A 25240-nucleotide genomic window follows, 5' to 3' on the forward strand; every position below is an offset into this window, starting at 1 on the left:
TGAGTGAATCTCAATTAATGGAGAAATGATGAGATATTTAACGACAGCCATGATGGCACTGGTACTAACACTCAGCGTGTTGTCCTCAAAAGCCTTTGCAGAATTGACGCCGCAGGAACAACGACTAGCGGATATGATGCTTTCCGGCGACATGACGCAACTTCGAGCGGCATCCAAACAAATTTACAGCGCGAAAATAGCAAACCCTGAATTGCTGGATATCGCTGCAGCCATTCTGTTGAAAAAGTACCCTCACGCGACGCGCAGTGAAGTGGACTCACTGGCTTGGGTAGCCCGTGCCATTGGCGCATCTGAAAATGGACGTTATTACAGCGTGTTGTCTGAAGTGGTGGAAAAAACCACCATCGACAAACTGGAACGTCATGCTGACAAAGCCTTAGATGACCTTCCCGGTGCTGAAGGTGAACAGTTCGCTTACGGCATGTACATGTTGCCTGAAAAGCTGTACAGCAAGGAGTTGGATAGCTCAGTGATTAGCCGCCTTAAGTCGCAAATGACAGCGGGTGATCTGTCTAACCTTAAGCAGGCTGCGAAAGAAATGACTTCAAGAGAATTGAAGAGCCAGGCGCTCTGTGACATTGCAGCTGAAATCCTGCTGAGAAATTATGCGTCAGCACAGAAAAATCAACTTGATACCTTTGCCTGGTTAATGAATGCCATTGGACGCAGCGGCATGGCCCGCTACCACGATGTGTTACTGGAAGTTGAAGAAAACAGTGAAACGAGAAAGTTACGCAAATATGCGGAATCTAACCGCGAAGCGCTCAATGAAGAGACGGCAGAACAATACAAGTTAGGCATGTTCGACGAGCCTCTGCCTGATTACGCATTCTGATAGTGAATCATCACAGAAAATTGGGCGCTGATGCTGTATGCTTAGCGCCTTAATTTTACTAGTTAGTTAAAGGTTACCCCGCAACATGAGTTCCGAGCAAGCAAGCAGTTCCGGTCAGGGAAAGCGCCTCAATAAATACATCAGCGACACCGGCCATTGTTCCCGTCGGGAGGCGGACAAGCTGATTGAACAAGAGCGGGTAACCATAAACAACAAATTGCCTGAACTTGGCACCAAGGTGCAGCCTGGCGATAAAGTGAAAGTCGACGGCAAGCTCATTGGGGCTGTTGCTGCAGACAAGTCTGACCGGATTTATATTGTTTACAACAAGCCGGTGGGGATCACCTGTACCACCGAGCGTCATGTGAAAGGCAACATCATTGATGCCATTGGTCACAAAGAGCGCATCTTCCCAATTGGGCGATTAGATAAGCCGTCAGAAGGTCTTATCCTGCTGACCAGCGATGGCGACATCGTGAATAAAATTCTGCGGGCGGAAAACGCCCACGATAAAGAATACGATGTGACAGTGAACCAGCCCATCAGCGGCCGTTTCCTGCAAAAAATGTCTCGCGGTGTGCCTATTCTCGGCACCGTAACTAAGCCCTGTACGGTAGAGTCGAGAGGCCGTGACCGTTTCACCATTATTCTAACCCAAGGGCTTAACCGACAAATCCGTCGTATGTGTGAGTTTTTAGGCTACGAAGTACTGAAGCTAAAGCGTACGCGCATTATGCACATTACCTTAGGCAATTTACGACCCGGACAGTGGCGTAATCTTACGCAGAAAGAACTGGATGTGCTGAATAAAGCGGTGGAAGGTTCGTCGAAGACAGCGCCGGAAAAACGCTAGTTACCCATTTTATCTACGCATAAAAAAGCCGCCTGACTGCAGTACCAGTTCAGGCGGCGATAATACGTATCTCACATAAAATCGATTTAGCTGGCCATACGGGGTGCGCAGTCAGCGAGTAACGATTCAGCACTCGGATATTTCTGATTTCCCACCTTACAGAATCCACCAAACGCATAGAGCGCTTTCAGTTTACGCTCGACCTGTGGCGTGATGTCTGCTGCCGACAGTTTATGCGTTGCAATTCCTTTGTTGTCATGAACCTGGATATTCATCATGGTAATCTCTCTGTGGTTGTACAAGTGCGATAACTGCAAAAGATAAAGCAAGGACGTTGCCAGAATGACACCGAAAGAAATGGCAATAACCTTTACCGCAGCCCCGCGCCTTGTGTTATGGCATTTCATAAATATCTGAAAAGTTGTCTGGCTGAAAAAATGCACAGGAAGACAATATCATCATAGCTCAACATTCACGTGAATGTGCTAAGCAGCGTGAATTTTATTCCAACTACCGGGAATTTTTATTCCACCGGCGGTGGCCCTTAGCTTACTTGCTCAGAGTAGAGCGGTGGTGTTGCAAAACGATTACAGAAATGACTACAAGAAAAAGGTGTTTCGTCGCCCTAAAGACATAAAAAAAAAGCCCCGACTGGGCTAACTTTACGTTACCGCGCCGGGGCTTTATTTCAATTTAAATTTCAATCTAACAATTAGAATTTATATTTAATTTCACCGTACACATATTGGCCGCGCAGCATATGGGTTTCAGCCACATAGCCGTATCCTCGGGCAGTGAATGGAGGATCGGTGTCGAACAGGTTATTTACGCCCAGGGTAAAGGTGGTTTCATCATTAAACTGGTAGTAAGCCTGTAAATCCAATAGCGTTTGAGAGTCAACCATATCTGCTTCAGACACTTCGATTTCAGATAAGGCCTGGAAGCTTTCAAATTCGCCAATGTAGCGCACAATACCCGTCAGACCCAAATCACCAAAGGTCCAGTCTGCTGTCATGCGGGCGCGGTTTTTCGGATAATTCAGCTCACCGGCGTATTCAATACCGTCTTTTTTGAACGAATCAATATAAGACCAGTCGAGACCAAACTTAAGTTGGCCCATATCGGCCAGATCAAGCAGATAACCAGCAGATAAATCTAAACCACTGGCTTCCTGCGAACTCAGGTTTACGTAAATGTTGTAAATCCGGTCGATTTGCCCCAGAGTTTCGCCAGGAAGTGGATCAAAACGGATACACACCGTACTGTCTTGGTTGTTACATTCGGCAGCGTAGATGTTCTCAACCGGGTTTTGATCAATCTTGTTATCTTGTTCAATACTCCACAGGTCGGCAGTGAAGTCGAACTCATCAGTAACTTGCCAGACAATACCGAAGTTCCAGGTGGTGGATTCTTCTGGTTGCAGCACCGCATCCGACGTGTAGATAACGCCGCGCTCACGTTCGCCTTCACAAATACCGTCTGACTGACAGCGGTAATAATCGTCTACCAATGGTGAGTCTTGTGATGGACCTAAGCCGATTTGTGCCAGAGACGGCGCGCGGAAGCCCTGACCCCACGATGCACGTACGGAGAAGTTATCAAGTGGACGCCATGACACGGCCACCATTGGATTGGAGGTTGAACCAAAATCGCTGTAATCATCGTAGCGACCTGCCAGTGTAACGTCGAAGGTATCGGTGAACGGCACCAGGAACTCTACGTAGGCGGCAGAAATGTCACGGGACGCTGCAGCAGAAATGGCTTCGGTACCGAAAATCAGGCCACGTTGGAATTGCTCATCTGGGTTATCGGCGACATCTTCCTCACGGTATTCTAAGCCCGCTGCCACTTGCACAACCATGTCTGACACGGTGAACGCATCGCCGGCAACATTGAAGTTGAAGGAGGTCATGTGTGATTCACCCTGACGCACCAGGCTGGTGGAGATATCCGCAACGACATCTGGATCATTGTAGGTGCCGCCAAACGGGTTGTAGTTTCCAGCATCGATTTCTCGTTGCAGATAATCTACCCGAATCCAGCCATCGCCAATACCACCGGTTTGCAGTGATTTACTGCGGCCTTTTTGGGCCGAGAGGTCGTAATCCCAGTTATTGATGTTACCGCGAATACCGGCCACTAAACGGAATGTATCAGACTCGATATTCCAGATACGCGGGCCTGCATCTACGGTACGGTAGTTGTTGATAATGATGTCCTGACCATAAGGGTTGTCAGGGTGATCGGCGTTAACCGTTAAGCCTGCGGTACGACCTAATGGCGTTGCAGCACCGTAGGCGCGAGATGTGTTGTGCTGACCGGAAAACTCAAAGTACCCTTCGGCATAGTCATTAAATTTTTGGTTGGCCATAACCATGATGCCGGCACGTTCTGCCTCGGGCAGAACCGCACCTTGAGGGCCATAGTCGTAGCGGCAAACGTTATTTACGATGTTTTCATCTGGGCAGGCCGCGTCGGGCGTTAATACACCGTCTACGATAAACGTGCCGGGGAAGCCCGAACTTGAACGACCATCAATACCATTTTCTGGCTGATACACAGTGCCGTATTGGCCTACTTCGTTGCGCATTAACGAGGTGTTTTTAAAGTAATCCAGAATAACGGTGGCGTTGCTGTCGTCGTCACCCGTACCCCAAAGTACACTGAAATTCGTTTCTTCATAGCTTGGGCCTGTGGTGCCACCAAAACCCGCGGTCACTTCAGTACCTTCAAAATTCTTACGCAGAATAACGTTAACTACCCCGGCAACCGCGTCGGAACCGTATACTGCTGATGCACCATCTTTCAGAATTTCGATACGTTCAATGGCGGCAACAGGAATGTTGTTGATGTCTACGAAGGAATTCACGATGCCTTCAGCAAATGCGCTGCTGGCAACACGACGACCATTGATCAGCACCAAAGTGGCGTCGGAACCAAAGCCACGTAAACTGATTGCCGCACCACCGTTAGCGGTGGAATCCTGGTTATTTCCTTGCGTTGAGAAGGTACCCATACCGGCAGACGGCATGGTGTTGAGGAGTTGTTGTAAATTGGCGAAACCAGAACGGTCAATATCTTCGCGACCAATGACTTGAACAGGTGCAGCGCCTTCCAAGTCGTTTCTTTTGATATTCGAACCGGTTACCTGAATGCGTTCGACTTCTTCGGCAGCTTCTTGTGCTTGCGCGGCAAATGAGCCCAGTGCGAGGGAGATCGCTACTGGGAGTGTCGCTAAACTTCTTGTTTTCATGTTGTTCCCTAAATTATAAATGCACACTTATTGGATAATTCCACGTTTCGAAAAAACAGCATGACGTGGTCAAGTCTTAGGATTTCCTTGCTGCCCAGTTAATACTTATTGGAAATTCTCATTTGAAAAATAACGTGATTTTACAATTTGATAACATGCGTTAAATCAATGAGATACTGGGATGGTAGCAAGTATAATGTATACGTGTTGAAATTAGAGTGTCAATGGGGAATGTATACTTTTGTCTAATATGTGTCAGTTTGTGTAAGCAAATCAGCTTGTTGAGTTGCGTGAAAAAGCACCGTAATTTATGCAATAAAACCTTTTTCTGGCATCACTGGTCAACCTGCTACATAATCGGGCCTGAAGTTTTTTCCCTTCCTGAATAACATGATTAGAAAAACAACGTTTGGCTTCATTGGCCTGGGTATTCTGGTGGCCTCCGCGATAACCATTAATGCCATTCACCACCTATACAGCATGAAGCGCATTTCCTTCGATCCTCAGCTTAGTGAAATCTCCGGCATTGAGTTTGATAAGCGTGGCCGCCTGTGGGCAATTAATGATAGCGGTGATGATCCGGTGCTTTATCAACTAAATGACGACGGTTCTATTGCTCGCCAAGTAGCGGTGACCAACGCCAAGAACATCGATTGGGAAGACATGACCCAGGATGCATTCGGGCATTTTTTCTTAGGTGATTTCGGCAATAACAACCAATCGCGAAAGTGGCTGACCATTTATAAAATCGAAAACCCAATCGATATAAAGTCAGACGAGACAGAAGCGGAGATTATCAAGTTCACGTACCCTGAAATGGACGGTTCGGAGATCGCCCCCGATCAACGAAATTTCGATTTAGAAGCCTTTGTAGAATTTGATCATAACCTGTACCTGTTTACCAAAAACCGGACATCGCCCTTCGACGGCATTACCAATCTGTATCGCATAGGCGATTCTGCCGCTAACTTTGACGCTGAGTTAATAGGTTCATTTAAAACCTGCACAACGCTGGAAAAACTGTGTTGGATAACCTCAGCGGCATTAAGTCCAGATCGCAAAATGCTGGTACTGCTGGACTCCACCAGTCTTTGGATTTTTGAGAATTTTGAAGGCGATAATTTTTTCTCCGGTGATGTGTCGAGGATTGACTTGGGGATTGTGACGCAAAAAGAAGCAGTGTCTTTCTACGACAGCAATACCATTGTGTTTACCGACGAAGAGTTCAACGGCATAGGGGGCAACGCCTATGTAGTGAAACTAGATGAAACAAAGCGCAAGCGAATTCGCCGTTATCAATCGGATACCGTGGCTGACGAAGAGCCCGAAGCCTTGGCGCCAGAACCGCAATAAACCACATGAAAAAAGGGCGAAAACGCCCTTTTTTCATATCTGTAAGCAAGCGCTTAAGCCGCTATTGGTATACCGCGATACTATTTAATAACAGTGTGGCATCGGTATTGTGGTTATCCAGCGTAATGGTCATGGTGTGATTGCCGGGGGCCAGGTCGAAATCCCAATTCAGAAAGAAGCGGCGGGTGAGATAGTTCACCGGCGCGGTTACTGTTTTTGCTGGCTTGTCATCAATCTTGATGGTTGCCGTGATCACGTCGCCATCTTTGCCAAGCGCGTCGGCAATAACCGTAATTCCCCGGCCATCGAAGCGATATTGGAAGGTGTCCGGCATGGTAATACCGCCTTGATAATCGGCCAGGAAAAATGGGTCGTAACGCTCTTTATACGCCGGTTTCAAGTCAGCAAATGATTGCTCTAACGGCTGGGTCACTGGTGGCTGCACTGCAATGGTTACAGAGTTATCACTTACTACGCCATTTTGTTGTTCGATGTTTGCCAGCGCATGCTGATAGGACAGTTCGTAAACCTCATTTAATGTGAGGGTGGTAAATGGAAATGGTTTGTTATCGATGGCGGCAAGGCCTTTGGACCATTTCTGCGGGATGGCGTTATAGCCCTGCATCGCCCCAAGAATGCCCGCCGCCGTGGCGGGGTTACAGTCGGCATCGTCACCGGCACGGGTGGCAATATCCAAAGTTTGTGCAAAATCACCCTTGCCGTAGAGAAGGGCAAGTACTACCCAAGCGGCATTGATTTTGGCATCGATATTAAAGGGCCCTTGAATGCCTTTTGGGTCCATGTCGGTGTGCGACCATTTACGGTGAATCGCAAACCAGGCTGCGCGCCAGTCTGTGTCTTATTTGGCATGTTCGGCCATGACATCTGCGATGATTTGGTGAAACTGGCTTTGCGATGGAATCATCTTAAGCGCATTGGTGAGCACGGTATTGATGTTGTCTTGCACCAATGCTTCAGAGTAAAGCGAAGCCACAAACAAACCGCCGTAATAGCCATCACCGTAATTCATGATATGGCCGATTTTGTCAGCAAAGTGGGCGGCTGTTACAGGCATGCCAGGTGTCATTAAGCCGATAAAGTCCGCTTCAATCTGAAAATCGATATCGTCTGCTGCCGGATTGTTTTTCCAGTGACCAGACTCGGTGGCGGGTATACCATTCAGCAGGTTATTTCGCGCTACTTGGTTAGCAAACCATAGTGGGTAGTCGGAATGGGCAAAAGCATCGCCATAATCCTGCGCGGTGGCATTCAGGCCTTTCTCCGCAATGACATTCACAAAGGTGAGATCCACATAAATATCGTCATAAGCACCCGGCGTCGCATTGAAAGTCTGGGCAATACTGTTGTCGTTCCACGCGAGGGGGTGATTGTCGGGAATAGGCGTACTCATGTACTTAAATTCAACCGGAAATCCGTAAGTAACACCTATAACCTGTGCGGCCCAAGCGCCTTTGATTTTATCTTTGAGCGTAGCATTCGACAGGGTGATGGGTTCTGCATGAACCAGGGCAGGGGCCAATAACAACAGGGCTGCGAGAGTCTTCATTTTGTTTTTCCGATGGATAGCAATTGCGGTGAAGAAAATAAAAATCCGCCCCGAAGGGCGGATCTGACAATGCTTAATAGTATACGATTTTACACGAGGTGTATTACGCGCCGGTCTACAGTTCCTGTATACCCATCGAATACAAGGTAAAGCCATAAATATCGGCATACTGTTCAATGGTTTTGTGTACTGGCGTGCCAGCACCGTGCCCGGCGTCAGCTTCGATGCGAATAAGCATGGGGTTGGGGCCGCCATTCTTGTCTTGCAGTTCCGCAGCAAATTTAAAGCTGTGTGCTGGTACTACGCGATCGTCGTGATCTGCTGTAGTGATAAGCGTGGCCGGGTAGCTTTCACCTTCTTTAACATTGTGAATGGGCGAGTAACCAAGCAGGTATTTAAACATTTCTTCGCTTTGTTCAGAGGTACCATAATCATAAGCCCAGCCTGCGCCAGCAGTGAAGGTGTGATAGCGCAGCATGTCGAGTACACCAACAGCAGGCAACGCCACCTGGGCGAGATCAGGACGTTGAGTCATCACTGCGCCTACCAGCAAGCCGCCGTTTGAGCCACCGCGCAGTGCCAGATATTGTTTGCTGGTGTAGTTGTTTTCAATCAGGTATTCACCGGCTGCGATGAAGTCATCGAACACGTTTTGTTTTTGCAACTGCGTACCCGCTTTGTGCCAGGCTTTACCGTACTCGCCACCACCACGAATATTTGGCACAGCATAAATACCGCCCAGTTCTAACCAGGCCGCCACGGTTGCGCTGTAGCGAGGTGGTAGACTGATATTAAAGCCACCGTAGCTGTAAAGCATAGTGGGATTTTTCCCGTCCAGTTTTAGCCCTTTTTTGTGGGTGATGATTATGGGTACTTTTGTACCATCTTTGGAGGTATAGAATATTTGCTCTGAGGTATAGGCATCGCTGTCGAAGCTGGTGGACGACGCGCGCACTAATTCGGTCTCGCCACTTTTGATATCGAGCTTATAGGTTGCCTGCGGCGTGCTGTAATTTTCGAACATAAAATATGTTTCGGTGGCATCTTTGCCGCCAGTGAATGAACCGATGTCACCCAGGCTGCGCCCCGAAGATTCAACAGAGCCAATACCGGGCAGGTCGATGTCGCGAACAAAGCTGCCGTCGAGGTTGTATTGTTTAACCTGTGAAATGGCATCGACCATGTATTCGGCAAAGAAATAGCCGCCAACGGTGGTAACCGACAACACATTGTCGGTTTCAGGAATCACATCTTCCCAGTTTTCCAGTGCCGGTGCGTTTACATCGAAACGAATCACTTTGCCGTTAGGTGCGTCCAGATCGGTTTTCACATAAGCATAGCCGTCTTTGATCAGCAGCAATTCGGTATCGGCTTCCAGTGAGGGTTTCAGGGTAATGAAATCACTTTCAGGTTTGGTTAAATCTTTCATAAACAGGCGATTGCCCGAGGTAGATTCGGCCGCGAAAATCAGTAGGTATTGGTTGTCTCCGGCTACCGTTGCGCCGATGTAGCGGTGTTTCTGTTCAGCGGTATGTCCAAATACCTTATCGTCGTTGCTTTGTGGCGTGCCTAGCTGATGATAGTAAATTTTATGCTGGTCGGTTTTCTCGCTTAGCTCTGAGCCCTTTGGTTTGTCGTAACTGGAATAATAAAAGCCGTCGTTCTTAAACCAGGAAATGCCGCTGAATTTCACGTCTACCAGCTTATCTTCAAGCAGCGTTTTACTGATTGTGTCCATTACATATACAGTGCGCCAATCACTGCCACCCGTTGATGTCATGTAAGCAGCCAAGGTGCCGTCTTCTGAGAATTCTACGGAAGCCAGAGATACCGTGCCATCATCGCTGAATGTGTTCGGATCGATAAAGACTTCAGGCTCACCACCGTCTTTCTGACGATATAACACGCTTTGGTCTTGCAGACCGTCATTTCTATAGAAGTAGCTGTACTCACCTTCTTTGAAAGGCGCGGAAATGCGTTCGTAGTTTAAAAGGGTACTGACCGTTTCGGCAATTTTCTCCCGATAAGGAATATTACTCAGGTAAGCCTGGGTAATCGCATTTTCGGCCTTAACCCAAGCTTCGGTTTCAGCGCTGCGGTCGTCTTCCAGCCAGCGGTAGGGATCGGCAATCTGAGTACCGAAGTAGGTATCTACCACAGTGCCTTTCTTTGTTTGCGGGTAGTTGAGCGGACTCTTCGTAGAAGCGGTTTCTGACATCGCGGTTTCCGGTTTTTCTGCAGACGGCTGACAAGCCGTAAGTGCGGGTATAAGTAAAAGTGGGGTGAGTTTCCTGGTTAGGTGGCGCATTCGCTGTCCCTGTTTGTTGTTATTGTTAAGTACCAATATAAACGGGGTGGTGGAAATGAAGCAAGGCCGGGGAGGTCATACTTTGAAAAGCTGCGATAGGTGATGGCGCCGAGATCTGAATGGTCCTTACGGGCGAGTTTAAAAAATTAAACTCGCCCGAAGAAGAGAGGCATTATTCCCACTGGTAATCAAGCTTTAGCCCAATAGTACGCGGTCGCGAATAGGCTGACGTAGCGCTGAATCCGAGAAAGCCAGGGCTTACATAAACATTGGTTTTCTGTGTGTCGTCTTCAATATTGGTAATGAAAGCCGTCAGGGTAAGTGCATCGCCGGGAAAAGCATAAGTGACGGTGGCATCTGTGCGCGTGTAGGCTTCAACTTTATCAATTTCAGGATGATTAAATTCGCGCAAATACATGTCATCCTGCCACAAGAAATTCAATGCAGCGGTAATGTAGCCACCGTTGCTTACTTCGGTGCCGAATTCTATGCCAGTCTGCACACTGCTTTGCGGCACAAAAGGGATCTTGTTACCGGCTAAATCCGTGCGACCTAGTCCCGCGGGATCTAGTTCATTAAATACGGGCGCCGGATCGCGGGTGTCGGTACTGAACAATTCGTCAAATTCCGCATCGGTTAACGTGTAATTGAAAAACAACTTCCAGTTGGCATCGACGATATAACGACTATCTATTTCAAAGCCTTGAATGGTGCTTCTAGCGGCGTTTGAAGTAAATTGTCCGGGCGCATTGTTCACGGTGGTGAGCGTGGTCAGTTGCATATCTTCATAGTCGTAGTAAAAGCTATCAAGATTGATGCGCAAGCGCTTATCCAGCCATTCAGATTTAACACCAAATTCATAGGCCATCAGTTGCTCAGCATCGTAAGGTAAACCATTCGATGTGAGGTTAAAGCCTCCGGCTTTATAGCCAGTAGATGCCGAGGTATATACCAGAATGTCTGAAGACGGTGACCATTCCGCCCCTAAACGCCAGGTGGTTTCTGAAAACGAAGCATCGCCAGAATAAATATCATTCGGGATATCGGGAGGAAACGGGAGCCCGAAGTTGCCGCGCGTCACTTTTACACCGCGTTTGTTGTCGCTGGTGTAGCGCAATCCGGCAGACAAATTCAGGGTATCTGTTAACGTGTATGTGGCCGAGGTAAACGCCGCCGTGGTTTCGCTTGTTCCGTCTTCGTCGAGAAGAAAGTCAGGTAAGCTGATAGGGCCACCTGGTGTAAGGCCGTTTAGTCGAACCCGGCGAAAAATAAAGGTGTCTTCAACAAAATAGTAGCCGCCAAGTAGCCAAGTCAATACATCGTTGCTGCTTGAAGACAAACGGGCTTCAACACTTTTAGCAATGCTGTCCTGCTCTTTGTTGAATATGCTGATATCAACCGGCGAGGCGTCGAAATCCTGTTGTAAACGGGACTTCTGATTCATATACGACGCTTGCAGAAAGCCTTCCAGTTCGCCAAATGTTTTGGTGAGTCGCACAAACGTACTGGCGGTTTCGGTATGGTTATAGGCCTCGGTATTATTGTCTGCAATCAACGGGTCTTGCGGATCTTCAGGCATGGTAGCGAGTAGCGCACGGACAGGGGGCGGTCCTCCAATGTTGCGCTCGAGGTAGGTCATGTTCACCCCGGTGCCTTTCAAATCGCTGTAGTTTGCAGAAATCATTAGCTGCAAATCATCATCGGCGTTGTATTGATATTGCCCTTTTATCGTCACATCGCCATCGGTACCGAAGAAATCATCGGTACCCGGTTCATCGGAAAGGTTTCGAACATATCCGTCTTCTTCGGTATATACAGAGGAAAATCGCACTGCACTTTTTTCGTTAACCGGTAAGTTGACGAGCCCTCTGAGTTCTCTTAAGTTGCGTTCCCCCACACTGACGCCTGCCTTGGCCTCGAAATAATCCTTGGGTGTGTTGGAAATTACGTTTACCACACCACCTGTTGCATTTCGGCCATACAAGGTGCCCTGTGGGCCGCGTAGCACTTCCACTCGCGCAATGTCGTAAAGAATGGCTGAACCGCCAGCAGGGCGCGCGATGTAATTGTCGTCTATGTAAAAGGCAACCCCGGAATCAGAGATAGAACTGGTGCCTTGCAGTCCAATGCCTCGGATAGATATTTTAAATCCATCCTGCTCCTGACCCACATGCAGTGCAGGTACATAAGATTGTAAATTGGACAAGTCATCGATGTTTCGCTGTTGCAGCATATTGCCAGTGAAAGCCGAAATCGCAATAGGGGTCGATTGCAATGTGGTGACTTTTTTCTGCGCCGTGACTTCTATGACTTCCGTGCGTTCTTGCTCAGAATTGTCGTTCGTCGATTGTGCAAACGAGGGTAGCGATGCGGCAGTAAAAAGACAAATGACGGGTGTAAACTGATTGGGCATTACCTGGCCTGAACGAATGGTCTGAATTAACGTATATCTAGTTATAGAACATTTCAGGAAATAGGGTTAATTCGGTTTGAACAGGCCAAATAGCGAAATAATGCGCGTTAGAATGTGAATAACATGAACATCCAGTAGGTTCCGTCGTCATTCATCATGGTTGTCGGGCCAGGTCCGCCAGTAATGCCAAACAGCCCGCTTCGCATGAGTTGCATGTAAAGCAAGATTGCAGCGCGATCATCTTTGCCTGTCATGGTAACTTCGCATTTTCTCTGCATACAGCTGATATTGAGAATGTTCACCGTGGGATCGGTGGTATTCATCATGATGTAGTCATGCAGGTTTATTTGCGTCTGTTCACGCCAGGCCAAATCTTCTTCCATGGATTGTTGTGCTAACGGTTCGTTCAGCATTGTGTTGTTTTTCATCACTTCATCGAACATAAACCCTGCGTTTTCTCCTAACGCGGTTTCCATGCGGGATTTCAGGTCTGCTTTGTGCAGTTCGGTCCACTCTTCTAACTCCTGCTGCGCGGCGGGGTAATTATTTTCAGCCACACGGCGGAGATCCTGGTAACTACGTTGTTCTGCAGTCTGTTCATTGCTGTAGCTATCGCCGCCGTTGTCGGGGGCGACGTCTGCGAGAGAGTCAGCAACGGATTGCGCTGGCACAGACTGGGTGGACGATGCATTGTCTGGCGAGTTTGCTAAAGGCGCTGGCATTACCGATTGTTGATAGGAGCTTTCCGATGCGGGCGTTGGCGAAACACTGCCAGGGGAAGCCTCATTCGCTGCTGACGTCGGAGTAGGTGCCGTTGATCTACCAATTAAGAAACCGCCCACGGCGGCGATGACAATGAGTGTAATCCAAAGAACTTTCATCGTACCTCCTGTACAAATTTTGACGTCGATTTTTACCATACTGGTTTTGTAGGTAGATGAAAAGCCATTATTTTTTCGTTTGGTGATTCGTCGCTTGCTTCGCCTTTGGAGATGAAAAAAGCGGATTAGGTAATCCGCTTTCGGGTGAAGTTGTTGTTGTGTTAATTGCCGTAATTTTGTAGCAGTTGTTCATCCACTACGCCGTTATATTTAAATACAACGCCGTCTTTCATTACCATATCCACATCACGAATAATGTTCATGTATTTCAATACGTCACCGCGAACGGCAATAATATCGGCCACTTTTCCAGGGGTAACAGAACCGTATTTGTCTTGAACTCCCATCATGACTGCAGGCCAGTAAGTGGCTGAACGAATAGTTTCCATTGGGTCAAAACCCATGTCGTGTACCCACACCGCCATTTCTTGCCAGGTGGACTGACAGTGGAATTTCATCGGAATACCCGAATCGGTACCTACTAGCATCATCACACCAGTTTCTTTTAACTGTTTTATTTTATTCTTAATCGTTGGCGTGCGAAGTGGTGTGAGTTGCATGTAACTCAGGTGTCCTGGCTTGGCGATAGACTGTTGAATATCGGCAATGGTGTCGTCCTTCAATCCACGTTTCCAACAAGCGTCGTCCAGTTCTTCCGGGTTAGCGACTAAATCAGGGTAGGTAAACAACCCTTCCATGGTGGGTGTCCAGAATAACAGACCGTCGAAGATCCCAGTGGAAGTGCGTTCTTTCAATGCATCCAGCACATCCTGAGGGTATCCCGGCGCGGTGGTGAGACCGGTGTGTTCAAAGCTGTCTACGCCAATTTCTACGCCCAGGCGAATTTCGTCAGGCTTGTGAGCGTGGCCGACTACTTTCATGCCGTATTTGTGTGCTTCATCTACGATTGCTTGGGCAACCGGGCGCGGCAAATCATCCTGATCAATAAGTTTCACGATCTCCATACCGGCATCGTGCAGCCGTTTTACCTTGGTTGCTGCATCCTTGATATCTTTCACTTCCCAGCGATAGTGACTTTGCCATTCGTCCACGTGGTATTGCAAAAACGGGCCTGAGGTATAAAGGTTAGGTCCAGGTATTTCACCCTCTGCCAGTTTCTTTTTAATAGCCACAGAGTCGTCAAGGGGCGCACCAAGATCTCTCACGCTAGTCACACCCGCTAATAATAATTGGATCAGTGAGGCGGGCATGATCTCATCAACCTGGCGATCGCGATACGCTTCCTGCCAATGTGTGTAGTTAGCATGGCCATTCAGCATGATGTGAGCATGACTTTCCCAAAGTCCGGGTAAAACATCCTGGCCTTCGGTAGAGACAACGCGATAACCTGGTGGTACATCAAGGGTATCAACGCTGCCGACTTGCTCGATGATACCGTCTTTGATGAGAATGACGCTGTTGCGTAAGGGGAGCTCTGCTGTTCCGTCAATCAAACGGCCACCTACCAAAGCTACATTTTCTGCCAATACCGGAAAGCTAAATATACCCATTGTGGCAAGCGCTACAATGCGATTACGTAAGCCCATATAACATCCTTTTTTTATTATAAATGAATGGTCAATTTATGTACTCTTAGCGTCACTTGCAACAAGTAAGATTGAACTGACAGAAAACAGCCAATTACAAAAGAAACAAAAAGCATTGGTAAACGCTAACCATAAGCCGGGAAACAAGGCTCAATTAGACGCCATCTGATCCGACACTATTTCGACACCATCGGGATATATTTTCATAGTCTGTGAATCTCTTTCTCTTTGGTCTTACTTTCTCTCGTTCGTTTTTCCACCCTAGCCTTTAGGTTAAGTTAAGTAAGTCTCTGAATTTTAAGCTCTTATAGTCATCTTTGCGTTCTGGTTTCGAGGCAGATAAACCGGTACAGAACTTGAATTGCCATTACCACGCAAAAGCAGAGCAAATGCTCGCTTTACATCTTAATGAGTGTGAATAGGGAGAGGCATGGAGTTTCCGCAAATCGATAAAGCGTACGGGCTGATAAACGAAAAACTGCAAACCTGGCTGGAGGGTGGCATTAAGCATCTTCCCAATATTGTGGTTGCGTTGTTTATCGCCATTGCATTCGGACTCATTGCTAAAGTGGCTGGAAATATTCTTCGTAAAGGCTTACGAAGGGCGTTTGAATCCCGGCAAATTGCAGACCTTCTTACTTCCATAGCCAAAGCGTTTATCGTTTGTGCGGGTATTTTCATTTCGCTTGATTTCATCGGTTTACAAGGCACGGTAACGTCTCTGCTCGCCGGTGCCGGTATCGTGGGTCTTGCCATCGGTTTTGCCTTCCAGGACATTACAGAAAACTTCATTGCTGGTGTGGCTATGGGCATTCGCAAGCCATTTGAAATTGGCGATGTGATTCAGGCCAATGACGTATTTGGTAATGTGGAAGAAATCAATCTACGTAACACCTGCGTTCTGACGTTTTACGGGCAGCGGGTTATCATTCCGAATAAGATCCTGTTTCGAAATATTCTTACTAATTACACCGTTTTACGTCACCGTAGAATCGAAATTCCCGTGGGTATCTCCTATGCCGACGACCCACAAAAAGCCCGTCAGGTCATTGTGGATGCGATGAACGAAAAAGACTATGTCATCAATAAAGATGAGACAAATGTGTACGCCGAATCTTTTGGTGACAGTAGCGTAAACCTGCTGCTGTGGTTTTGGATTCGCTACCCCGGTGAACCCAATTATATGGAAGTAAGGCACGATGCCATTGTGACCATTCAGCGAGCGCTGAACGAGGCAGACATCCTTATTCCATTCCCAATTCGAACGTTGGACTTTGATGCCAGAGGCGGCGAGAAGCTTAACGCGATGCTGAGCTCATCGAACTTTTCAGATAAAAGTCGTGAGCGCGAGTCTGGCGAAAGCCAGGTAAAAAAAGACAGTGCTGATCAACCCGGTCCGGGTGATGCGGCACCGGAAAGTTAACAGGAGAGTTAAAATGAGAGCACTACAAAAATCACGCGCGTTACGCGGTAAATATCTGGTAATTCTATCGGCGTTCCTGGTTAGCCTGCTTAGCGGCTGTGCTACCGTGGAAGGCATGGGCAAAGACGTGCAGTCTGCCGGTGAAGCGATAGAAGATGCTTCTGAAGACGCTCAGAACTAAAAAAGTGTCGGACGACCCTGATATCAGGGTTCGTCCGCAACAAACCGAATATGTTTGCTCACATTTTTAAGAACGATTTGTTCGGCTGACAAATTGAACGCGATAAGCTGGTGAAGCTTAAGTTCGATATTTTGTTCTCTCACCCTCGCAATATCCTCCTCGCTAGTGAAAACACAGGTAACCATCAGACTTTCTGGAAACTTGTTATAGTCTGCGGTATGCGTTAGCCATTCAAACCCGCAATCCCAATCTTTCGCAATTTCACAGGCATTCGTTAACGCTCTAATGACCGTGTTATCGAGTTTTTTAAACGTTTTTTTCATCTACGTTCAGCCTGCTGTTGTGATAGTCGAAGGCGCTTGTTCCACTGCGCATTAATCAATAGTGACGCCACGATAATGCCACCGCCTAAACAAAGGCGAACTAAATCTGCATCACGATTCCATACCAATACGTTAATGATAAGCCCCGCTGGGATGAGTGCATTGTTCATGATGCCCAAGGTGCCCGCATCCACTTTTACTGCCCCGAGGTTCCAGAAATAAAAGCCCAGGCCAGAAGCCACTACACCCAGCCAAATCAATACTGTCCAATGCGTGGTGGTGGACGGCAGTTTATCGGCATCGCCAAACATTAACCACGACGGCAATACTACAATTAACGCGCCAATGAAAAACAATGCGAAGCTGCGCCAAGGCGGTGTTTTAGGCTGATAATGGCGCATAAGTCGGGCGTAGCCAACTTGGCCGATGGCAAAGGTAAGATTGGCTACCTGCAGAATAAGAAAACCGGTGACGTAATTACTGCTTACGTCGTCGTAGCGAATAACCGCCGCTCCTGCTACAGCGATTGCCGTACAAACCAGTCCGGGCACGGACAAGCGCCGGGCCAGAATATCGTTAAACAAGGAAACATAAAGCGGCGTGAAAATAGTGAACAACAATACTTCAGGTACAGTGAGGTAAGTAAACGATTGGTACAAACAAACGTACGTGATACCAAACTGCGATGCGCCTACGCCTAACATGCCCAGAATAAATGGACGGGGCAGACCACCAAGCCGTAAAAAAGGGAGAAAGAGTGCACCCGCCAACACAATACGGGTAAGGACTGCAAAATAGCTGTCTACCTGACCAGAAAGGTATACACCAATAAGACTGAATGAAAGCGCCCACAATACTGTGACAGCGGAAAGATAAAACACAGAAACAACCTTTTAATTGAAACGTCAGCGCACGGTCGCTGGACCGCCGTAAATCAGGCTACGTAGTTTACCTTACGTGCAGGAAAAAGTAGTAAGGTTGTTTAGAGCGGGTGTATTTACTGGCAAAAAAATAAATCTTTGCAATTAAATAGACGATCGGTCTAATATGTGTTCCATGAGTACTTCCATACCTTCTAATAAAGAGCTTTCTGGCACAAAGCCTTCTGACGCCAAGTCATCTGGCACTGAGCTTGTTAACAAAAAGCCGCGACGTGGGCGTCCGCCTAAAGCTGGGCGAGAGAACACCGACACCCGGGCTGAATTGATCCGCAGCGGCCTTGAACACCTGACTGAATTTGGATTTTCAGCATCGGGTATCGATACGATCCTGAAAAAAGTCGGTGTACCCAAAGGCTCATTTTATTTTTATTTCGCCAGTAAAGAAGCCTTCGGTCATGCAGTGGTGAACAGCTATGCCAGCTACTTTGCCGAAAAGCTACAGCGTACACTCAAAGATGAGAGCGTTGCGCCCCTGGCTCGGGTCGCTTTGTTTGTAGATGATGCGTCAGCAGGTATGAAGAAGCATGATTTCACCCGAGGTTGCTTAGTCGGCAATTTAGGGCAGGAAGTCGATTCACTACCAGAAAGTTTTCGTGGCCGCTTAATTGAAATATTTTCTGAGTGGCAGGAACACCTTCGCGAGTGTTTGCAAGCGGCCATTGAAGCAGGAGAATTAGCGGCGCATGCCGATTGCGATTGGCTAGCGGAAGTGTTCTGGAGTGGTTGGGAGGGCGCAGTAAGCCGGGCCAAACTGGAAAAGTCAGCACGCCCATTGGCAAGCTATTTGAAATTCTATTTAGCCGGTTTACCAAAGTAGGCCGGCTTTTTATTTATCTGTTAATAGACGATCAGTCTATATTGGAGGAAATATGTTCAGAGGAATCGTTATCGACAAAGTGGACGATAATTATCAGGCCGAACTTACCAGCATTAGCGAAGACATGCTAATGGACGGGGACGTGAGTATTGATGTGATGTATAGCACTCTGAACTACAAAGATGGCCTCGCGATTACCGGCAAAAGTCCAGTAGTAAGGCGTTTTCCGATGATCCCGGGGGTGGATTTGGTGGGAACCGTAACCCAGTCGGGCTCCTCACTTTTTCAGCCTGGCGATAGAGTATTGTTAAATGGCTTTGGTGTAGGTGAAACGCACTGCGGCGGCCTGGCGGAAAAGGCCCGACTGAAGAATGAGTGGCTGATTAAGTTGCCCGAGGGAATGTCACCACGGCATGCAATGGCAATTGGGACTGCGGGCTATACGGCCATGTTGTGCGTGATGGCGCTGCAAAAGCATGTCATTGAGCCGGGCAGCGGCGAAGTATTGGTTACCGGCGCTAACGGTGGGGTTGGCAGCTTTGCCGTGGCACTGCTGGCGAAGCTTGGCTATACCGTAGTGGCTTCTACCGGGCGCATGGAAGAAGCTGATTACCTGAAAAAGCTGGGGGCCACGGAGATCATCCACCGCGATACCTTGTCTGAACCAGGCCGTCCATTGGCAAAAGAGCGTTGGGCTGCTGCTATTGATTCAGTAGGCAGCCATACCCTGGCAAACGTTTGCGCATCGACGGGTTACGGCGGTATCGTCGCCGCATGTGGTCTGGCACAGGGGTATGATTTACCTGCCACTGTGATGCCATTTATTTTACGCGGTGTGACATTAGCCGGTATCGACAGTGTGATGCGTCCGCTGGAAGATCGGGAAGTTGCATGGTCGAAACTGGCAGAACTGGTTGATGATGATTTGCTGGCCGAGATTTCACATGAAATTGGGCTTGGTGAGGTTATTGAAACCGGTAAACAACTGCTGGAAGGGAAAGTGCGCGGACGTGTAGTGGTGAATTTGTCCCGCTAGTCCTGGTGAATGATAGCGAGACAATGTGAATAGGCGGGCGGGGCTGTAAATCGTCAGCCCTGCTAGCCGTTTGTTTCTCGTTGGCTCACGGCGGTTTCTTTCTCACTGGTCACCGCAGTTTGCTTAGCGCTTTTTTAACCACGCCACTAAGTCTGGAAAGTGGTCTTCTCTGGCGGCAGGATGGGTAAGCATATTGATATGATCGTAATCCAGCGCATTGCCATTGGCTTTACTCAATAAAGTGAAAAAGCTGTCAGTATTTCCCGTCTCACGGATAAATCGGCGGATATCTTCAGGGTGTCCCAACGCATGATCGGCCACGGCTGCAATGTGCCAGGTTGGTGGCCAGGTGGTAGATTGCGCTGCCGCCGCATAATCAAAACTGTCCCTGGTATCTCGCCACGGGGTGTGTTTAACCCAATGTACGCTTTGTCTTAACGACTCTCGGGTTTCGTCGTCGGAGCCAATTTTATATTGCCTGGCCGGAAGGTAGCCTTTGTGTCTGGCAATGAGGGGGGACAGCCATTTCCAGATCAAGTCGACTTTTATCAGCTTTTCGGGATTTCTGGCGTACACACTGCGTTTACTGCCAAAACACACCTGGCTGCGCACTTTCTCAACCAGCTTTGGAAAGCGGGCGAGAGCAGAAGCCACCAGAATGCCGCCCCAGGAATGACAAATAATATGGACGGGTTGCCCCGTGCGCTGCCAGATAAACTCAATCATCAACGGTATATCGCGGGTGATTTGGTCGGTTTGGTCGTGTGCCTGATCGTCTCTGATCGGTGGTGTACTTTTCCCTCGACCACGCATGTCTGCGACAAAAACATCAAACCCTTGTTCTGCGAGATAGCAGCCGAGACCTTTCCCCGACTCAGTGTAGAAAATTTTACCGTTCTCAATAGCGCCGTGAATCATCAGCACTGGCGCACCGTTGTCATTTTGATGAATGTGCCTTAAGTGAAGCTGATGGTGTTTGTCAGTAATGAAAAGCGACTCTTGCGACGGAAGTGGGCTGTCGGCCATAAGGTATCAAGTTAATGAATTGTTAGTTAAGCATGCCAGCTTGCTTGGAATAGGTCAACTGGACAAACCAGTTGGTGTGAGTTTATAGCTCGATATTATGGTGTGTCAGCTATACCGGCTATAAAAAAGGCGTGCAGCTTTTACTGCACGCCTGTTCTTGCTATCTATATTCCCAACAGATTAGAGTGTGCGGGTACACACCACGTGACGAATAGAGCTGCGCGGTGAATCTGCCATACTGTTTCCTTCAGACGTAACTGCTAACGTATTCATCGAAAGATCCGCTGCAATAGACACCGACCAGAAATAGCGGTCATAGGTAGCAGAGCCTAAATCCAGAGGTGGCGTCGCACTTTCCACGAAAGCTGCGTTGAGTTCTTCCTGCATCGGCACGCGCCAATCCGTATTGCCGCCATCTTCCCGACGTTCGCAGAAGGCGACAGCTTCAAACAGTGACATTCGCGGGTAGTCACTCAGTATCATCCATTCCAGTGTGGCTGCACTGTCGTAGGTTTGATTTATCGCAATGGCTTCAACTTCTGCTTGCTGCACGGCGCCGCTATCTGAACTAAAGCGTACTGCCGCCAATGCTGGATTGTTCGACGTTCGGGCAACCACAACGTTGCAGCTTGCATCTGGTGCCAATGTTGCGCCAGCACAGGTAGACGACTGAATAGTGAAATAGGCCGCATTTAATCCGTCCAGGGTTTCGCTAAGTCCGCTAACCGTGCTGTCAGATTCATTGGTGAGCGTAACGGTAACGGTTTCATTCGCAGCCGCCCCGGGTAGGGTAGATAATGCCGGTTGGGGAATGAGTGCGGGTGGTGTTACCGACAAACTGACAGTCAGTGCTTCACCGGTGCCCTGGGTGCCGTTCACATTCACTGTAATACCGCGATAGGTATCAACGTAATCTTCTGTAATGCCTAATGTCGTTTCATCTTCCGGCATAAGGTAAAGCGCATCTAACGGGCTATTGGTGCCGGTGGTATATCGGGTTTGAGGAATAGAAACCAGCAGTTGATATGCAGCGTCTGAGTCGATTTCCTCAAACAGTGAAGCGTCAGGACCAATGGGGGCTTTCACTTCAAAATTTATGTAAACCGCATCACCATTGGTGTCTCGGGCATAGGGTACGCGCAAGAGTTGCACGCCACCTGCGGGTGACGATGATTGCGCTAAATCCACGTCGCTTGCTGCTGTGGCAATCATTACGTTATCGGTGGTAAGCCAACCGGCTAAATTACGCATGGGGGCAGTAAATGCAGCTTCATGATCGTCGATGTCACCCATGGGGAAGGGGCTTTCATCGCCATCTTCTGCGCAGTCCTCTGTACTGCGGTAGGCAAAACTTGCGGCTGGCAGAGTTTCACAACGACTGGCATTCGCGTGACGCATGCCAAAGGTATGACCTAAGTTATGCAAAAGCGTGGCTTTGCTAACACATTCACTTGCCGTGTACGCTGCGTAATGGTCCCAGCTTTCCAGGGCATTGCTGTGGTTAAGCGAAGCATAACAGACATAAGGCGTATTCGGACTGTCGTTAATAACAGTAATAAGGCGGTCGTAGCTGGTGTAGTCGGCCACGTTTTCAGCAATCCAGGCGTAAATTTCCTGCAACTGCGCATCGCCTAACATTACCTCGTTACCAATAAAGGAAAAGCCATACGTTTCGCCACTGCTGGTAGTGTCGGTGGCAGTAAGGGTGTAGTTCGACATCACGTGAGGCTCTAACCACGCAGCGCCTTCCGACGCATTCACCACATACTGATTAATTGCATCTTCATCAGTAATGAACAGGGCTGTCAGATCATCTGTGCCAAAGTCTTCAAGGCTATCGCGCCCTGCGAATGACACTGGCAATACCAGCGTTTTCTGACCGCCAGTGTTGCTACGGGTTGTAGTATCAGACTGGGGAGTAAAGGTTGCGCTAACCTCACAACTTTCGCTGGCGGTAAAGCTATACACGTTACCTTTCAATGACCCGTTACAGCCGCTTACCGCATCTATCATGTTAGTTACATCGGGTACCAGTGTCATCGATACACGCTCACCTTGCTGCGTCGTCACAGAACTGGGGTACAGCACACCGCCGCTTAGTGCAGCGCTGGTAACATTTACCGTGGTGTCGATTTCAGAAAATGTGGCTGAAACCGTACAGGCAGCAGTAATTGCCCCTGTGGTGTAAGTGGTTCCGTTCAGTGTGCCGTCACAGCCTTCAGCAAGGGTGAGTTCATAGCCCGAGTCTGGCGTAAGTGTGATTGCCAGCGTGCTGTTCTCGTTCACCGCTTCACTGGTGACTGAAGATGAACCGCCATCGCTGGTGGTAACGGTAACCGTATAGGTTGTCGGCGTGGGTGTAGGTGTTACCGGTGTTGTCGGGGTGCTGTCAGAACCACCACCGCCACCACAGGCAGTAATCGATAAACTAAGTGCAATAAGGGAGAAAGACCTTTTCATGCATCATCCTTAAAAAAGCAGGCCAAGAGGGTTACATTCTCTACGCCCGCTTTACATTAAGGTTCATGCACTTTTTAAACTATTTTTACGTTTTGCTAAAAAGATATAAAAACCTAACGTATTAGATAATTCTTTACTGCTAAACAGCGTTCAATGTTAGGAAATGCCGCCCAGTCCAATCGATTAGAAGAATAACCCATTGTGGAAGGTGGCAAACTCGCTGGTCTTTGCTAATTTTAAACAAGAATCTTAGCCGCTAAGTACGATCTATTTTTTGCTGTTAAGGGGCGTCTTTTTGATGCCGCCACTGACTTTTTGCAGGTTTGCCTTGATGAATGATGTAAACAATTGTGAGAACGGATTCGAAGCTGTTTTCAGAAATTCGAAAGATGGTCTGGCAATTTTTAAAGATGAAGTGTTTATCGACTGTAATGCGTCTATGCTAACGCTGGTCGGCGTTGACAATAGAGATGATTTTATTGGTAAAACCCCATTCGACTTTTCCCCAGCGCGACAACACGACGGCACCCTATCGGTAACTAAAGGGCTCGCCTTGGTGGCCCGTTGCCATCAGGAAGGCAGCGTGCGTTTTGAATGGATCATCAAACGTTTTAATGGCGATGCACTTTGGGTAGAAATTATTCTCACCAAAATGACTATGGACGGTGAGGAGGTCATTTATGCGAGCTGGCGTGATATCTCTGAAAGTAAAGCCATTGAGCTGGCGCTCAAAGAGCAGAAAAATACCTTTGAGACCTTATTTAATGAATCTCAAGATGGGCTGAGCCTGCTCATTGATCACAAGTTCATCGATTGCAATAAAGCCCTGTTAGATATGTTCGGCTATTCCAGCAAAGAGGAAATCCTCGGCCTCACGCCAATGGATCTATCACCAGAGTATCAAGCGGACGGTCGTCGCTCTGTAGATGTGGTGGCTGACAATGCAAAACAGGTAGCTGGCTATGGAAACAAGATGCTGGAGTGGCAGCATCAACGGGCTGATGGTTCGCTGTTCTGGACTGAAATTATTGTGATAGAGATAAAGCTAAATGGTGGCCCCGCCATCTATGCTATTACCCGTGATATTTCAGAAAAGAAAGCGCTGCAAGAAAAAATAATAAGCAGGAACGAAGCGCTAAAGGAGACTAACCGCAGCTTGTCTGAAACCATTGAAAGTCTGAAGCTGGCACAGAGTAAATTGGTCGAGTCAGAGAAAATGGCCAGCTTGGGCTCGCTGGTGGCGGGTGTTGCTCATGAGATTAATACGCCGGTGGGCATAGGACTCACCGGTATTACCCAATTAATGGAAGAATGTCGCGATATCCAAACCCGATACGAACAGGGAAATCTAACGGAAAATGACTTCGAGGATTATCTTAATAGCGCCAGTGAACTGGCTGGCATGATTAAGAAAAACATTGATAGAACAGCGCAGTTAGTGCGCAGCTTTAAGCAGGTGGCGGTGGATCAGACCAGTGAAGAAGACCGGGAGGTAAATCTTAATCAGTATCTCGATGAAATCTTCTACAGTTTAAGTTCTGTGTTACGCAAAGCGAAAGTGGTTGTTGCAACGGAGTGTCGCAACGATATCAATGTGGTGACCAACCCAGGCCTGCTTTCCCAAGTGGTCACTAATCTTATTATGAACTCCGTCAATCATGGTTTTAAAGATCGCGACTCCGGCAATATCTACATTGGGATTAGTGAACACGAAAATAATATGTTCATGATGCAATATCGCGACGATGGCAGGGGAATCAATAAAGAAAACTTAAGCCGGATTTTTGACCCGTTTTTTACAACGAACCGCAGTCATGGCGGCACCGGGCTCGGGCTGAATATTACTTATAATATTATTACCAATGCCCTTGGTGGCTCGATTACCTGTAACAGCGAGGAAAACAAAGGCGTTGAATTTATCATCAAATTCAAAGTGAAAGCGCGCCTCGATTAGTGCTGTTTCACGCCTGACGACAGCACCATCGAATATACGGGTATCGTT

General features: G+C 48.0%; 18 protein-coding genes and 1 pseudogene. 8 read left to right on the forward strand and 11 right to left on the reverse strand.

From position 1 onward, the window contains the following. Nucleotides 1–28: 28 nt before the first annotated feature. Both BFC18_RS11055 and rluF read left to right on the forward strand, forming a co-directional pair. Nucleotides 29–856 carry a hypothetical protein gene (locus BFC18_RS11055; protein WP_070125615.1) on the forward strand — a complete coding sequence of 276 codons (828 nt, stop codon included), beginning with the start codon at nt 29–31 and terminating at the stop codon, nt 854–856. A gap of 85 nt (nt 857–941) precedes the next feature. Further along, complete coding sequence (rluF, locus tag BFC18_RS11060) at nt 942–1709, forward strand: 23S rRNA pseudouridine(2604) synthase RluF (protein ID WP_070125616.1); 768 nt, start codon at nt 942–944, stop codon at nt 1707–1709. 86 nt (nt 1710–1795) lie between these two features. Here the strand turns inward: rluF and BFC18_RS11065 are convergent, their stop codons facing one another. Together BFC18_RS11065 and BFC18_RS11070 are read right to left on the reverse strand one after the other, a co-directional pair. Continuing rightward, nucleotides 1796–1987 (reverse strand): hypothetical protein, encoded by a 192-nt coding sequence (locus tag BFC18_RS11065; RefSeq protein WP_070125617.1) that lies wholly within the window; start codon nt 1985–1987, stop codon nt 1796–1798. Nucleotides 1988–2421: 434 nt separating this feature from the next. After that, complete coding sequence (locus tag BFC18_RS11070) at nt 2422–4962, reverse strand: TonB-dependent receptor (protein ID WP_070125618.1); 2541 nt, start codon at nt 4960–4962, stop codon at nt 2422–2424. A 390-nt stretch (nt 4963–5352) separates the two neighbouring features. On the opposite strand from BFC18_RS11070, the gene BFC18_RS11075 reads away from it, so the two are divergent. After that, complete coding sequence (locus tag BFC18_RS11075) at nt 5353–6315, forward strand: hypothetical protein (RefSeq protein WP_070125619.1); 963 nt, start codon at nt 5353–5355, stop codon at nt 6313–6315. 61 nt (nt 6316–6376) lie between these two features. On the opposite strand, the pseudogene BFC18_RS21915 reads toward BFC18_RS11075, so the two are convergent. The 5 genes and pseudogenes from BFC18_RS21915 to BFC18_RS11100 form a co-directional block, all read right to left on the reverse strand. Continuing rightward, nucleotides 6377–8050, reverse strand: a pseudogene (locus tag BFC18_RS21915) (ADP-ribosylglycohydrolase family protein). After that, nucleotides 7998–10190 carry a prolyl oligopeptidase family serine peptidase gene (locus tag BFC18_RS11085; RefSeq protein WP_083273029.1) on the reverse strand — a complete coding sequence of 731 codons (2193 nt, stop codon included), beginning with the start codon at nt 10188–10190 and terminating at the stop codon, nt 7998–8000. Before BFC18_RS11085 ends, BFC18_RS21915 begins: the two are co-directional and overlap by 53 nt. Nucleotides 10191–10362: 172 nt before the next feature. Further along, complete coding sequence (locus BFC18_RS11090; protein WP_070125620.1) at nt 10363–12603, reverse strand: TonB-dependent receptor; 2241 nt, start codon at nt 12601–12603, stop codon at nt 10363–10365. A 107-nt stretch (nt 12604–12710) separates the two neighbouring features. Continuing rightward, a complete protein-coding gene (locus BFC18_RS11095) occupies nt 12711–13484 on the reverse strand; it encodes an RAD23 family protein (protein WP_070125621.1) in 774 nt (257 codons plus the stop codon). A gap of 161 nt (nt 13485–13645) precedes the next feature. Beyond that, a complete protein-coding gene (locus BFC18_RS11100) occupies nt 13646–15031 on the reverse strand; it encodes an amidohydrolase family protein (protein WP_083273030.1) in 1386 nt (461 codons plus the stop codon). A 430-nt stretch (nt 15032–15461) separates the two neighbouring features. Between BFC18_RS11100 and BFC18_RS11105 the strand changes: the two genes are divergently transcribed. Then, nucleotides 15462–16454 carry a mechanosensitive ion channel family protein gene (locus BFC18_RS11105; RefSeq protein ID WP_070125622.1) on the forward strand — a complete coding sequence of 331 codons (993 nt, stop codon included), beginning with the start codon at nt 15462–15464 and terminating at the stop codon, nt 16452–16454. 13 nt (nt 16455–16467) lie between these two features. Next, the gene (locus BFC18_RS11110) at nt 16468–16635 is read left to right on the forward strand and encodes an entericidin A/B family lipoprotein (RefSeq protein ID WP_070125623.1); all 168 of its coding nucleotides are present in this window, start codon (nt 16468–16470) and stop codon (nt 16633–16635) included. 23 nt (nt 16636–16658) lie between these two features. Here BFC18_RS11110 and BFC18_RS11115 read toward each other — a convergent pair whose 3' ends face one another. Both BFC18_RS11115 and BFC18_RS11120 read right to left on the reverse strand, forming a co-directional pair. Continuing rightward, entirely contained in the window at nt 16659–16958 is a 300-nt protein-coding gene (locus tag BFC18_RS11115; protein ID WP_070125624.1) for a hypothetical protein, read from the reverse strand. Then, on the reverse strand, nt 16955–17839 hold the full coding sequence (locus BFC18_RS11120; protein WP_070125625.1) for an EamA family transporter: 885 nt from the start codon (nt 17837–17839) through the stop codon (nt 16955–16957). The genes BFC18_RS11115 and BFC18_RS11120 overlap by 4 nt, the downstream gene beginning before the upstream one ends. Before the next feature lie 175 nt (nt 17840–18014). Between BFC18_RS11120 and acuR the strand changes: the two genes are divergently transcribed. Together acuR and acuI are read left to right on the forward strand one after the other, a co-directional pair. Next, nucleotides 18015–18716: an acrylate utilization transcriptional regulator AcuR gene (gene acuR, locus BFC18_RS11125; RefSeq protein ID WP_083273031.1), complete on the forward strand. Its 702-nt coding sequence runs from the start codon at nt 18015–18017 to the stop codon at nt 18714–18716. A 52-nt stretch (nt 18717–18768) separates the two neighbouring features. Next, nucleotides 18769–19752, forward strand: a complete 984-nt coding sequence (acuI, locus tag BFC18_RS11130; protein ID WP_070125626.1) for an acrylyl-CoA reductase (NADPH) — start codon at nt 18769–18771, stop codon at nt 19750–19752. Nucleotides 19753–19875: 123 nt separating this feature from the next. On the opposite strand, the gene BFC18_RS11135 is transcribed toward acuI, so the two are convergent. Together BFC18_RS11135 and BFC18_RS11140 are read right to left on the reverse strand one after the other, a co-directional pair. Then, a complete protein-coding gene (locus BFC18_RS11135) occupies nt 19876–20778 on the reverse strand; it encodes an alpha/beta hydrolase family protein (RefSeq protein ID WP_070125627.1) in 903 nt (300 codons plus the stop codon). A 180-nt stretch (nt 20779–20958) separates the two neighbouring features. Next, nucleotides 20959–23238: an InlB B-repeat-containing protein gene (locus tag BFC18_RS11140; protein ID WP_070125628.1), complete on the reverse strand. Its 2280-nt coding sequence runs from the start codon at nt 23236–23238 to the stop codon at nt 20959–20961. Between the two features lie 331 nt (nt 23239–23569). On the opposite strand from BFC18_RS11140, the gene BFC18_RS11145 reads away from it, so the two are divergent. After that, nucleotides 23570–25192, forward strand: a complete 1623-nt coding sequence (locus BFC18_RS11145; protein ID WP_070125629.1) for a PAS domain-containing sensor histidine kinase — start codon at nt 23570–23572, stop codon at nt 25190–25192. The last annotated feature ends 48 nt before the right edge of the window (nt 25193–25240 follow it).

Source organism: Alteromonas confluentis (assembly GCF_001757105.1).
GTDB classification, from domain to species: Bacteria; Pseudomonadota; Gammaproteobacteria; order Enterobacterales; family Alteromonadaceae; genus Alteromonas; species Alteromonas confluentis.